Consider the following 12,437-nt stretch of genomic DNA (forward strand, 5'->3'; position numbering starts at 1 on the left):
TCAACGAGTTATTTGGCTCCTGGAAGATTTTAGAAAAAAATTATTTTTTATAAACCAACTTCCCACTCTCAATTTTGGCCGGTTTTGTGTAAGGGTGCTCTGTAGTTTTGTTCTGTGCCATAATGTGGAAGACCTTCCAACCGTCAGCTTTTAATTGATCGGCTACCATAGATCGATGGCAGCTCCACCAAACTGCTTCCGAACACATGATGACAGTTCTTTTTTCAATAGCAATAGCTTTTAGTTCATCAACGGTAGACTTAAATTCAGGAGTTTCCATGTAATCAGCATATCCGCGGAAAGATGGATGTCGCCATACCTGGTTTACAGAATCCGGTTTTGCTTTTCGCCTTCCTCCAAGATTTTCAAAATGATGATATAAAATGTCATTTTTGGGAAGGGAGTCTGCAAGAGCTTCCTTGTTGAAATGGGGGTATTTCCTGGAGCCGGGATATCGACGAATGTCGACAACGGCCTCTATTTGATGAGCTTTTAACCATTCTATAAATTCCTCCAGCGGATGAGTGGAATGTCCTATTGTCCAAATATGATGTTGTGGTGGCATTTTTTAAATGTAGAGTTACGACGTTTGAAATAAATTCTTGCTTTTCGCTAATGATGAGATTCCTCAGTCGCAAAAAGCTCCTTCGGAATGACAAATTTTTTAGAACCCGCAATCCGCTCTTCAGAGAACAGTGAAAATTGGTGGTCCACAATACTTCAGCACACAACTTGCAAATTGAAATTCGCACCTCACAACCCGCAACAGCAAAAAGCCAACAGCTACAAGTTTTATAACTCTGTACTCCTAACTCTTAACTATATCTTCTATTATCATCTTCGCATGTACCCGTGAATTTTCTATAAACCATTTGTGGGTTTCCATACCCCCGCAAATGACTCCGGCGAGATAAATGCCTTTAACGTTGGATTCCATGGTTTCCTGATTGTACTGCGGAATTCTTTTTCCATCATTGGAAGTAGTAATTCCAATATTTTTAAGGAATTCAAAATTTGGACGGTAGCCGGTGAGGAGAAGTACCCAGTCATTTTCCAGTACCTGATCTCCTTCTTTTGAAGTAATTACTACCTCATCCTCTCTAATTTCTTTAATTTCGGCATTAAAAACAGCTTTAATACTGCCTTCATCTATACGGTTGTCGATATCGGGTTTAACCCAGTATTTTACACGTTCTCCAATTGCCGGGCCGCGCACAACCATGGTCACATCTCCACCTTTTCGATAGATTTCAAGTGCCGCATCAACTGCCGAGTTACTGGCGCCCACGACAATAGTTTTTTGGGTGGTATAAAAATGTGGATCTCTGTAATAGTGAGCTACTTTTGGTAAATCTTCACCCGGGATATTCAGGTAATTGGGGATGTCATAAAAACCTGTGGCAATAATGACATTTTTGGAGCGGTAGTGACCTTTAGAAGTAGTAATCCTGTGTAGATTATCTTCAGCTTCAATTTTTTTAACCTCCTCAAAAAGGTGAATTTTTAAATGATTTGAGGTGACAATTCTCCTGTAGTATTCAAGAGCTTCCTGTTTATGTGGCTTAGGATTGGTGCTTATAAAAGGTATCTCGTCAAGTTCCAGTTTTTCGGATGTGGAGAAAAACGTCATATTTGACGGGTAATTGTACAGTGAATTCACCAGCGTACCTTTCTCCAAAATGACATAGGAAAGACCTTTCTTTTTTGCTTCAAGAGCACAGGCTATGCCTATAGGTCCTCCGCCTACAATGACTATTTCAAATATTTCTTCCTGCTTACTGGTTGACAAGGGCCTTAAGTTCTTTTATGGTTTGTGTGGGATTTTCAGCTTTAAAGACAAAACTACCTGCGACTAATACATCTGCACCAGCTTCTATTAACTGAGCAGCATTTTTATTGGTCACCCCACCATCCACTTCTATTAAAGTGGGTGCATTGTTTCTTTCAATGATCTGCTTCAGTTTCTTCACCTTTTTAAAAGTATTTTCAATAAAACTCTGTCCCCCGAAGCCGGGATTTACGCTCATCATGCACACCAGGTCGATGTCCTGAATTACATCTTCAAGAAGATCGACAGGGGTATGAGGATTAATTGCTACTCCTGCCTTCATACCTTCAGCTTTGATGGCTTGTAGCGTTCTGTGCAGGTGAGTACAGGCCTCATAATGTACAGAGAGGATATTGGCACCCAGAGCAGCAAATTCTTTAATATATCTATCGGGATCCACGATCATAAGATGTACATCGATAGTCTTCTTTGCATGCTTCTGAATGGCGGCAAGTACGGGCATTCCATAAGAAATGTTTGGAACGAACACACCATCCATGATGTCAATGTGAAACCAGTCGGCTTCGCTGTTGTTGATCATCTCGATGTCGCGCTGGAGATTTCCGAAGTCGGCTGCCAGAACAGATGGGGCAATAAGTCTGTCTTTCATGAGGATTTTATTATTTGGCAAAAGTAACAAGAATTATGCTAAAAGACTTAACTGGTTGCAACCGAATTGCTGTAGGAGGAATTTTGTATCTTTAAATTTAAACACTCAACCAAAAAAGAAAATTATGGAAACAGAAGAAAAAAGTAATAAGCGCAACTACGGAAAAATGGGATGTTTTATTGCTGTTCTAATTCTTATAATAGTGGCTGTAGCTATTTATTCGGGGCTTATTAATTTTCCGGAGTTTTAAATATTAAATAGGGAAAAATATTAGAACATATTTTACTGCTTTCTATATTTAATGATTCAATTATTGACTAGCGAAGAGGCCCAAGTCCAAGTTATTTTTCTTATAGTCATAGTCGTTTTTAAAATAGGAATTTGTACAAAAAGATGAACCCCGGTAATCAGCCGGGGTTCTCATCAATCAATCAAAAAACGAACAGTAATCAACTGTTGCTTCTTTACCGGGTCTTATCCCAGGTATGTTTTTAAGATCTTGCTTCTGGAGGTGTGTTTCAACCTTCTAATAGCTTTTTCTTTAATTTGTCGTACTCTCTCTCTTGTTAGATCAAAAGTCTCGCCAATTTCTTCAAGAGTCATTGGATGCTGGTCTCCAAGTCCAAAATAAAGACGAATAACATCTGCTTCACGAGGAGTTAATGTTTCAAGGGCGCGCTCAATCTCTGTTCGAAGTGATTCATGTAGAAGTTCTCTATCTGGATTTGGAGATTCTCCTGAACGTAATACGTCATACAGGTTAGAATCTTCACCTTCTACAAGTGGAGCATCCATGGATACGTGACGGCCGGAGTTTTTCATTGACTCCTTTACGTCATTAATGGTCATGTCAAGTTCTTTTGCTATCTCCTCGGCACTTGGCGGACGCTCATGTGACTGCTCAAGGAAAGCAAAAGTTTTGTTGATCTTGTTTATAGAACCAATCTTGTTTAGTGGTAAACGCACAATACGTGATTGTTCTGCCAATGCCTGAAGAATAGACTGGCGAATCCACCAAACGGCATAGGAGATGAATTTGAAACCACGGGTTTCATCAAATCGTTTGGCAGCTTTAATTAATCCTAAATTTCCTTCGTTTATAAGGTCGGGAAGGGTCAATCCCTGGTTTTGATATTGTTTCGCTACAGAAACCACAAAACGAAGGTTCGCTTTGGTTAATTTCTCGAGAGCACGGTCATCACCCGCTTTAATTCGTTGCGCCAACTCCACCTCTTCATCTGCGGTGATCAGGTCAACTTTACCAATTTCTTGCAAATACTTATCCAGCGAAGCAGTCTCACGGTTTGTAACCTGCTTCGTAATTTTAAGTTGTCTCATCTAACGTCTCCTTGGATTTTTAATTATGAATAACTCTTGTAGTAGTTATACGTAAGAAGGGTTCAAAATGTTACAAGAATTAAAGATAATGAAATTTTTTTTTCTGTTTTAACTTTTTTGCGGGTTTTCCCTGCCACCAAATGAGGAAGCCGGTAATGGAGAGAAAGGGGCCGGATAGGCCAATCAAACAGTAGAGTATTTTTGTCCAGATGCCACCGTATTGGCCGAAATGTAAGGGGATTAAGGAGCTGGAAAATTTGGTAATAAGATCTGCTTCCTGGACACGTGTTACTCCTGTAATTTCTCCAGACCGGTGATCTGCTCTAATACTGTTGTAAAATTCGGAATAAAAGAATGCATCGTCATCAAACAAGCCGTAGACAGATAATTCTGCATCGGGCTTAAGAGGCAGGCGGATGTAAGTAGGAGTAAAATCTGGGTATTCAGAAGAGATTTGTGCTAACAATTTTCCCACCGGTGCATTGACAGCCGGAGTTTGGGGTGCAGCTGGTGGATTTAATCCGGAGGCAGCTACAGTCCAGGCGAGAAAAATTCCGGTTACGACCAGAAGCAGATTAAAGAGCAGGGCCCATGTGCCAACGATGCGGTGCAGTGAAGAATAGAGAGTCCGTCTTGTCTTTAGATTAAGGCGGGTACTGCACGTTATAGTTTTTAGAACGCTTTTTCTGTAAAGATAGATGCCGGTCAAAAGAGAAAATAAAAAAATGATCCCTATGATGAACACCAAAATTCTGCCTGCCGGTCCAACCTGGAAAGAATAGTGAAACTTAAGCAGCCAGCGAGTAAAAGTAGTGAGTTCATTGATCTCTTTAATGACTTCTCCTGTTGAAGGATGAACAAAAATAAAAAGTCTTTCTGTGGGCTTCCGAAGGTTAAAAATTAACGCTTCCTGCTCTTCAAAATGCATGAGACGGGTATCCCAACCGGGATATTCTTTTTGGGTCTCTTTAATTCCGCGGTCAATATTGAGACCCGAATAATTCTCTACTTCAATATATTCCTTCCATTGATACTCTTCTATGTCATGCTGAAAAACCAGAATAGCACCCGACAGGCCCATGAGCACTAGAAAAATTCCGGCGATGAGGCCGGCAAGAGAATGATATTTAAGAATTTTCCTGTTGTTCATATAAAAGAGGCAGCTATGATATTATCATAGCTGCCGGTTATTATTAGTTATAAATTGACCTTTAATGAAAGGTTAAGCCTGGAACCATTTCCTTTGATGTAATTGTCGGGTCTTGCATCCCACTGGGAGATTGGAAGATAATAGTCTTCGTTAAGTAAGTTTTGAACTCCAAGACTTAAAAGTGTATTTCCTGTCATATGGTAGTTGGCGGTTAGGTTCACCAGGTTGAAAGAATCTACCGGTCCCTGTCCATATACATATGTTCCGTTTGGTCGTGGGTCAAATTTCTTTCTGCTCCCGCTGTAAATGTGGGCCAGACGAAGGTTCATCTTGTTGAAAATGTTGTAGTTGAGATAAGAAGCCACTTTGACGGGTGGAATCCTATCCCCGTTCATCCAGAGGTCATAATCTCCACTATCTTCTGAATCCAGTTTTCCTTCTATGTAAGAAACTGAGGTTCCAAAAGTGAGATTTTGCAATAGTCTTGTGTCAAGAGCCAGTTCAAATCCGTATACTTTTTCTGGCTGCCGGGCAATCTGGAAGATCCCATCCACTTCCCGGTAAGTAGCTCCCAGTTCAGAAGTGCTTATAAAGTAAGCTCCGCTAAGGGAAGTATTTCCAATGTTGCTGTTAAATCCAATTTCGTAGTTATTGGCAATAACTGCTTCCGAAGAAATTTGTCCTACTGTATTTTCTGTAGCACTTCTAAGGGTACGGCCAAGATCGGCAATAGAAAAACTTTGAGAGAAACTTACAAAAGGCTTGAACAGCTCCCATTGATTATAACGAAGACCAGCATTAAAAGTAGTAGCGTCATATTTTAATTCCCCTCCTTCAACAGGAACATTTCCCTGGGGTGTGCCGCCGTTGGGCATAATAAAAATTGTAGTGTAATCTGGAATGTCGATATTGATATTCTCAAACCTAATGCCGGCCTTAAGAACAAAATCCTGGTAAACTGTCTTAACCTGTGCATAAGGCGCAAAATTTTTCATATCAACTTCCGGTACCCAAAGGCGTCCATCAACCAGGTGTTGAGAAGTTATATCGTTTAGAATATCGATCCCGTAAAGAATGTCACCTGAAAGATTTGAACCAAGAGCGTAAGGAGTCCTGAAATTCGCACGTATTCCCTTTTTATCAGACTCGATCATGGATTGTCCTCCTTCATACCCTGTTTCACTGTTAAAGAAGAATGGAGAATATCCATAAACGGTCTTGAAATCCTGAAAATAAAGATTTGCATTAAAATCGGTATCTCCAATAAGATCATATGAATTGTAAGTGAACTGGCCGTTATGGTTGTAGCGGTTTCCCTGGTCAACACCCAATACCTCACCAATTACTCCAATGGCAGGACGCTCTCCATAAATTCCCGGCTGGTTCACGTATTCTGTATCCTGATTACTGCTGAAGTAATTGTACATGAATTCCACAGAGTTATTATGGTCTATTTCATAATTAAGCTTTCCAAAGAAGTTGTATTGGTTGGTTTCTCCAAGACCATAGGAAGGGGAGACCACTTCCCCGTTGGCATCTCTAAAGATCCCGGTTTGGCCGAAGCTGGCGTTTGCCACATAACCAAGATCCCCCACCTGACCCGAGAAGGTTTGAGACAGTTTAGAACTAAGGGTGTGCTCGGTATTCACAAGAGAAATCCCGCTGCTAAGTTCGGTGGTACTCTCAATTTTTTCATAAGCTTTTGGAGTTTTTGTAATGTAATTAATAATACCACCATCGGCTCCATTTCCATATATGGCAGTAGCGCCTTTTATGATCTCGATCCTTTCAATGACATTTGGATCTATTGTGTTAACATCACGGCTTCCATTTCTAAGAGGGGTAGATTGGGGGATTCCATCAATAAGAACAAGCATTTTTCGACCTCTTAAGGTTTGGCCGGTGCTGCTGGTTTGGCTGGTACTTATTGCCAGGCCGGGAACTTCATTCATCACATCGGCAATGGAGTTGCTGGTAAGATTTAATCTTTCTATTTCACGGGAATTTAAAACCGAAACAGAAGAAGGTACTTCATCAAGGGTCTCTATTCTTCGGTTGGAAGTAATAACGATTTCTTCGAGGTTTTTGAGTTCTTCTTCAAGTGTGACGTTAAGGATTTTATTTTCTCCGGCTTCTAATTTCACCTTTCTTACGGTGGCATTAAACCCCGGGGAAGAAATATTTAGCAAGTACACTCCGGGAGCTATAGATTCAAATTTGTAGTTGCCATTTGCTCCTGCAGTGGCAACGAGATCAATTTTTTGAAAACTAAGGGTGGCGTAGGGAACTTCTTGATTTTGAGGGCCGGTGATTTTCCCGCTCAGGGTGGCATTTTGAGCCTGTGCCATCATACCGGTAACTATAAAACACAGAAGGTAAAGAATTCTCATTTGATGTTTATTTAGATTAATTTAAAATAATAACAAATGTAGATTCATTCTAAATAAAAACAAAGAAAGTAATAGTAAAAATCACCGGAAGTGCTTAAATCATTGAGGTTCAAGCAAAAAAATACCCTGCCGGAGGGCAGGGTATTTAAATTTATTAAAATTTCAGGAATTAATTCCTGTCATTTCTGTCTCTGTTTCCTCTGGGACGGTCATCACGGCCACGGTTATCGCGGTTGTCGCGTCTACCACTGTCACGATTATTATCTCTGTCACGTGGTGGTCTTGACTGGTATCCTTCAGGTTTTTCAAGAAGTGCTTTCCTGGAAACCTTAGGCTTTCTGGTCTTTGGATCAATTCCCAGGTATTTCACCTCAAAAACATCTCCCATGTTCACAACATCAGATACATTCTCGGTGCGTTCCCAAGCAAGTTCAGATACGTGAAGAAGAACTTCATTTCCTTTAGCCTGGGTATACTCAACCACGGCTCCAAAATCAAGCATCTTAACTACTTTCACTTCGTACACCTTTCCAACTTCAGGTTTAAAAGTAATAGCTTTAATTCTCTTTTTCACTTCGTCGATCATCTCCTGGTTTACCCCAAGGATCTCGATAACTCCCATTTCTTCGACTTCTTCGATAACAATGGTAGTACCTGTTTCCTTCTGCATTTCCTGGATCACTTTTCCACCAGGCCCAATAACAGCGCCAATGAACTCTCCGGGGATCTCCACTTTCTCCATCTTTGGAGCGTGAGCTTTTACAGATGCTTTTGGTTCTGCAATTGTTTCAGTCAGTTTATCAAGAATATGAAGTCTTCCTGCTCTTGCTTGCTTTAAAGCTTTTACAAGAATTTCGTATGCAAGACCTTTTACTTTAATATCCATTTGGCAGGCGGTGATACCATCGGCCGTTCCGGTTACTTTAAAGTCCATATCCCCCAGGTGATCTTCATCTCCAAGGATGTCTGAAAGCACAGCAAAACGTTCTCCGTCAGAAATTAATCCCATTGCAATACCCGAAACCGGTTTCTTCATTTGGATACCTGCATCCATCATTGCCATAGTTCCGGCACAAACCGTCGCCATAGAAGAAGATCCATTTGATTCCAATACTTCAGAAACAACTCTTACAGTGTACGGGCAGTCTTCAGGAATCATTCCTTTTAATGCTCTTTGAGCAAGGTTTCCATGACCAATCTCTCTACGGGAAGTACCGCGAATAGGGTAGGCCTCTCCTGTACTAAAAGGAGGGAAATTATAGTGTAAATAGAAAGTCTCCTCACCCTGGTGAGTAGGCATGTCTATCATATTTGCTTCTCTTGAAGTTCCAAGGGTCACTGTAGCAAGCGCCTGGGTTTCACCTCTTGTAAATAATGCCGATCCATGAACAGAAGGAAGGTAATCGATCTCACACCAGATAGGGCGAATCTCATCTGTCTTTCTTCCGTCAAGGCGTAAACCTTCAGCAAGAGTCAATTCTCTTACTGCTTCTTTTTCAACTTTATTGTAGTACTTTTTGATTAGGTCTTTTTTCTCTTCGAGTTCCTCTTCAGAAAACAAAGCATATACCTCATCTTTTACTGCTGAAAATGCATCGCTACGTTCGTGTTTACTGTGAGCACCTTTAGCAATGTCATACACCTTTTGGTACGCAGTCTCACGAACTTTGGCGTAAAGATCTTCATCAGATTCTGAAACAGCATATTCTCTCACCGGTTTTCTTCCGAAGGCATCGGCAAGATTATTTTGTGCTTCAATTTGTTTTTTGATGGCTTCATGAGCGAATTTAATGGCTTCTGCCATTTCTTCTTCGCTAATTTCTTTCATCTCACCTTCTACCATCATTACAGAATCGGCAGAGGCACCAATGATCATATCAATATCAGATTCTGCCAGTTGGCTGCGGCTTGGGTTGATCACGAACTCGCCATTGATCCTTCCCACACGTGCTTCTGAAATTGTGGTCTCAAAAGGAATATCTGAAAGCTGGATAGCTGCTGAAGCTGCCAAACCTGCAAGTGCATCGGGCATTACTTCCTCGTCATGAGACATCAACTGAATCATCACCTGAGTTTCATATCGGTAATCTGAAGGGAAAAGTGGGCGCAATACGCGGTCAACTATTCTCATTACAAGTACTTCCCCGTCGCTTGGACGAGCTTCTCTTTTGAAGAATCCACCTGGATATCTACCTGCAGCTGCAAATTTTTCCCGGTAATCTACTGTTAAGGGGAAAAAGTCTGCCGTGCTTTTGTTGTAGTTTGAAACGACAGTACAAAGTAACATTGCGTCTCCCATTTGCACTACAACAGAACCATGGGCCTGTTTTGCTAATTTTCCGGTCTCGAGAGAAATGGTTCTTCCATCTCCAAGTTCGATGACCTCTTTAAATGTCTTTGGAATCATAAATTTTTTTAATTCTACTCCTGCTCATTTGCAGGTTTGTTAAACAATGGTCTCCCGTTGAGTCTAAACGGGACGGGTTGTGTTGTTGTTGTGGGTTGTGAAGACCAATGAAAAACTACCTTTTGTTTTCTCACCTGCTAAGTCAGAAAAACTACAGGTGTCAAAAATGAGCTTTTATTACTGAATTTTTTCAGGTAAAAAATTACGTAGATTTTTTAAAGGAAAAGAAAAACCCGCACTAATTTTTTATAAAAACCACTTTTAAAGAAGAAATGGTATAAAAAAAGGGGCCGCAAGAGCCCCTTTTAATTATTTTCTTAATCCTAATTCTTTAACGATCGCACGATATCTTAAGATATCTTTCTTCATTAAATAATCAAGCAGGCTTCTTCTCTTACCTACTAACATTACAAGAGACCGCTCTGTATTAAAATCCTGACGATTGTTTTTTAAGTGCTGAGTCAAATGTTCAATACGGTGAGTGAACAGGGCGATTTGCCCTTCGGCAGAACCTGTGTCGTTCTTTCCTTTACCGTGTTTTGCAAAAAGTTCTTCTTTTGCGTCTTTAGTTAAATACATTCCAATATTAATTTTAATGATTTTTATGTATTGACAGTATTTCTGCCAGGGCGCAAATATAATATATTCTAAAATACTAGCTGTCTAAATTTTTACTTTTCTGAAGATCAGTCAGAAATGGTTTTTTTAAGCTCTAATTGGTTTATTTTGAATAAGGTCAAGGTATTGATTAACCTTGTTCTTTAGTTCAGATCTTTTTGTGATAAAGTCAAGAAAGCCATGTTCCAGAAGGAACTCAGACGTCTGAAAATCTTCCGGAAGATCTTTTCCGGTTGTATCCTTTACAACCCTTGGGCCTGCAAAGCCTATTAGTGCACCTGGTTCTGCGATGTTGATATCTCCTAACATTGCAAAAGAAGCCGTGGTACCACCTGTTGTAGGATCTGTACAAAGAGAGATATAAGGAATTTTAGCATCTGCCAGTTGTGCGAGTTTGGCCGAAGTTTTAGCCAGCTGCATAAGAGAATAAGCTGCTTCCATCATTCGTGCTCCTCCCGATTTCGAGATCACCATAAGCGGAATTTTATTTTCCAGTGCATGATCTGCTGCGCGGGAAATTTTTTCTCCTACTACAGATCCCATGGAACCCCCAATAAAGGCAAAATCCATACAAGCTACCACCAGGTCTTTTCCCTTTGATTTTCCAACCGCGGTTCTAACCGCATCTTTCAAACCGGTCTTTTCCTGTGCAGCTACAAGCCTGTCGGTGTATTTTTTCGTATCCTCAAAATCTAAAGGATCGCGAGAGGAGAGGTTCTTATCCAGTTCTGTATATTTATTATCATCAAAAAGGATCTTGAAATATTCGTTGCTGCCAATTCTTACGTGATAACCGTCTTCTGGGCTAACATAGAAATTCTTTTCCAGTTGCTCTGCATCTACGATCTTTCCGGTAGGGGATTTATACCATAAACCTTTTGGAACATCCTTTTTATCTTCGGTTGCAGTTTGTATTCCCTTTTGTGTTCTTCTAAACCAAGCCATGGTGAATGAGATTAAAAAGATATGGCCCGGGAAATTTCCAGGCCATATCTCCAATTAATTTAATTACAGGGTATTGATATTATTAAGGTCTTCAAAAGCCTTTTTTAAACGCTTCTTGAAAGTCAATTCTCCTTCACGAACCCATTTTCTTGGGTCGTAATGTTTTTTGTTTGGAGAATCTGCACCTTCGGGATTTCCAATCTGTGCTTTAAGGTATTCTCCTTTTTCGTTCATATAATCACGAATGCCTTCCATATAAGCATATTGAAGATCGGTATCGATGTTCATCTTGATCACACCGTAACCAATTGCTTCTCTAATTTCTTCAACTGTAGATCCACTTCCACCATGAAAAACGAAATCAATAGAGTTTTCTTCTACGCCGTATTTTTCAGAAATAAAATCCTGAGAATTTTTAAGAATTACCGGGGTTAACTTTACGTTTCCTGGTTTGTACACTCCGTGAACATTTCCAAAAGCTGCAGCAATGGTGAACTGGTCACTAACTTTGCTCAATTCTTCATAAGCATAAGCTACTTCGTCGGGCTGAGTGTAAAGTTTAGAGGAATCCACATCTGTATTGTCCACTCCGTCTTCTTCACCACCGGTCACTCCCAATTCAATTTCAAGGGTCATACCCATTTTGCTCATTCTTTCCAGGTACTTCTTACAGGTCTGGATGTTTTCTTCAAGTGGCTCTTCAGAAAGATCCAGCATGTGAGAGCTATAAAGTGGCTTTCCAAATTGTTCATAGTGCTTTTCACTTGCATCAAGCATTCCATCAACCCATCCGGTTAATTTTTTTGCGCAATGGTCTGTGTGAAGAATAACCGTTGCACCATAAGCTTCTGCCAGTTCATGAACATGTTTTGCGCCGGCAATAGCTCCTGCTATAGCTGCTTTTTCATCTTTGTTGGAAAGACCTTTTCCTGCATTAAATTGTGCTCCTCCATTGGAGAATTGTATGATAACGGGGGAATTTAATTCGGCTGCGGTTTCAAGTACAGCATTAATAGTGCTTGAACCTATTACATTGACAGCGGGAAGAGCGAAATTCTTTTTCTTGGCATATTTAAAAATTTCCTGAACCTCCTGGCCGGTGGCAACGCCGGGTTTAATATTATGACTCATAAGTATTATTTTTAGGTTAA

Annotated in this window: 11 protein-coding genes; 1 reads left to right on the forward strand and 10 read right to left on the reverse strand. The window is 40.4% G+C overall.

All coding sequences use genetic code 11. The annotated features are described in order from the left end of the window. Positions 1-40: 40 nt before the first annotated feature. The 3 genes from OU683_RS03025 to rpe all read right to left on the reverse strand — a co-directional run bounded on the left by OU683_RS03025 (position 41) and on the right by rpe (position 2,438). Positions 41-565 carry a DUF488 domain-containing protein gene (locus OU683_RS03025; RefSeq protein WP_268134989.1) on the reverse strand — a complete coding sequence of 175 codons (525 nt, stop codon included), beginning with the start codon at positions 563-565 and terminating at the stop codon, positions 41-43. 243 nt (positions 566-808) lie between these two features. Further along, positions 809-1,789 carry a YpdA family putative bacillithiol disulfide reductase gene (locus tag OU683_RS03030; protein WP_268134991.1) on the reverse strand — a complete coding sequence of 327 codons (981 nt, stop codon included), beginning with the start codon at positions 1,787-1,789 and terminating at the stop codon, positions 809-811. Further along, a complete protein-coding gene (gene rpe, locus OU683_RS03035) occupies positions 1,776-2,438 on the reverse strand; it encodes a ribulose-phosphate 3-epimerase (protein WP_268134993.1) in 663 nt (220 codons plus the stop codon). The genes OU683_RS03030 and rpe overlap by 14 nt, the downstream gene beginning before the upstream one ends. Before the next feature lie 124 nt (positions 2,439-2,562). On the opposite strand from rpe, the gene OU683_RS03040 reads away from it, so the two are divergent. Next, on the forward strand, positions 2,563-2,688 hold the full coding sequence (locus OU683_RS03040; RefSeq protein ID WP_255702444.1) for a hypothetical protein: 126 nt from the start codon (positions 2,563-2,565) through the stop codon (positions 2,686-2,688). 224 nt (positions 2,689-2,912) lie between these two features. Here the strand turns inward: OU683_RS03040 and OU683_RS03045 are convergent, their stop codons facing one another. From OU683_RS03045 to fbaA, 7 genes are all read right to left on the reverse strand, one after another. Beyond that, the gene (locus tag OU683_RS03045; RefSeq protein ID WP_029035204.1) at positions 2,913-3,776 is read right to left on the reverse strand and encodes a sigma-70 family RNA polymerase sigma factor; all 864 of its coding nucleotides are present in this window, start codon (positions 3,774-3,776) and stop codon (positions 2,913-2,915) included. Positions 3,777-3,855: 79 nt separating this feature from the next. Continuing rightward, positions 3,856-4,926: a PepSY-associated TM helix domain-containing protein gene (locus tag OU683_RS03050; RefSeq protein ID WP_268135002.1), complete on the reverse strand. Its 1,071-nt coding sequence runs from the start codon at positions 4,924-4,926 to the stop codon at positions 3,856-3,858. Between the two features lie 47 nt (positions 4,927-4,973). Then, positions 4,974-7,316, reverse strand: coding sequence for a TonB-dependent receptor (locus tag OU683_RS03055; RefSeq protein ID WP_268135004.1), 2,343 nt, complete (start codon positions 7,314-7,316; stop codon positions 4,974-4,976). 169 nt (positions 7,317-7,485) lie between these two features. Next, positions 7,486-9,723, reverse strand: coding sequence for a polyribonucleotide nucleotidyltransferase (locus OU683_RS03060; RefSeq protein ID WP_268135006.1), 2,238 nt, complete (start codon positions 9,721-9,723; stop codon positions 7,486-7,488). Positions 9,724-10,032: 309 nt separating this feature from the next. Further along, positions 10,033-10,302: a 30S ribosomal protein S15 gene (rpsO, locus tag OU683_RS03065; protein WP_228912558.1), complete on the reverse strand. Its 270-nt coding sequence runs from the start codon at positions 10,300-10,302 to the stop codon at positions 10,033-10,035. 126 nt (positions 10,303-10,428) lie between these two features. Next, positions 10,429-11,286, reverse strand: coding sequence for an acetyl-CoA carboxylase, carboxyltransferase subunit beta (gene accD / locus OU683_RS03070; RefSeq protein WP_268135010.1), 858 nt, complete (start codon positions 11,284-11,286; stop codon positions 10,429-10,431). A gap of 63 nt (positions 11,287-11,349) precedes the next feature. Further along, positions 11,350-12,417: a class II fructose-bisphosphate aldolase gene (fbaA, locus tag OU683_RS03075; RefSeq protein ID WP_268135012.1), complete on the reverse strand. Its 1,068-nt coding sequence runs from the start codon at positions 12,415-12,417 to the stop codon at positions 11,350-11,352. Between the last annotated feature and the right edge of the window lie 20 nt (positions 12,418-12,437).

Source organism: Salinimicrobium sp. TH3 (assembly GCF_026676115.1).
Taxonomy (GTDB): Bacteria; Bacteroidota; Bacteroidia; order Flavobacteriales; family Flavobacteriaceae; genus Salinimicrobium.

Bases quoted from the DNA above. Each gene is read 5' to 3' on its own strand.
- OU683_RS03025 (WP_268134989.1), bottom strand. From the start codon at position 565: ATGCCACCACAACATCATATTTGGACAATAGGACATTCCACTCATCCG.
- rpe (WP_268134993.1), bottom strand. From the start codon at position 2,438: ATGAAAGACAGACTTATTGCCCCATCTGTTCTGGCAGCCGACTTCGGA.
- OU683_RS03040 (WP_255702444.1), top strand. From the start codon at position 2,563: ATGGAAACAGAAGAAAAAAGTAATAAGCGCAACTACGGAAAAATGGGA.
- OU683_RS03045 (WP_029035204.1), bottom strand. From the start codon at position 3,776: ATGAGACAACTTAAAATTACGAAGCAGGTTACAAACCGTGAGACTGCT.
- OU683_RS03050 (WP_268135002.1), bottom strand. From the start codon at position 4,926: ATGAACAACAGGAAAATTCTTAAATATCATTCTCTTGCCGGCCTCATC.
- OU683_RS03055 (WP_268135004.1), bottom strand. From the start codon at position 7,316: ATGAGAATTCTTTACCTTCTGTGTTTTATAGTTACCGGTATGATGGCA.
- OU683_RS03060 (WP_268135006.1), bottom strand. From the start codon at position 9,723: ATGATTCCAAAGACATTTAAAGAGGTCATCGAACTTGGAGATGGAAGA.
- rpsO (WP_228912558.1), bottom strand. From the start codon at position 10,302: ATGTATTTAACTAAAGACGCAAAAGAAGAACTTTTTGCAAAACACGGT.
- accD (WP_268135010.1), bottom strand. From the start codon at position 11,286: ATGGCTTGGTTTAGAAGAACACAAAAGGGAATACAAACTGCAACCGAA.
- fbaA (WP_268135012.1), bottom strand. From the start codon at position 12,417: ATGAGTCATAATATTAAACCCGGCGTTGCCACCGGCCAGGAGGTTCAG.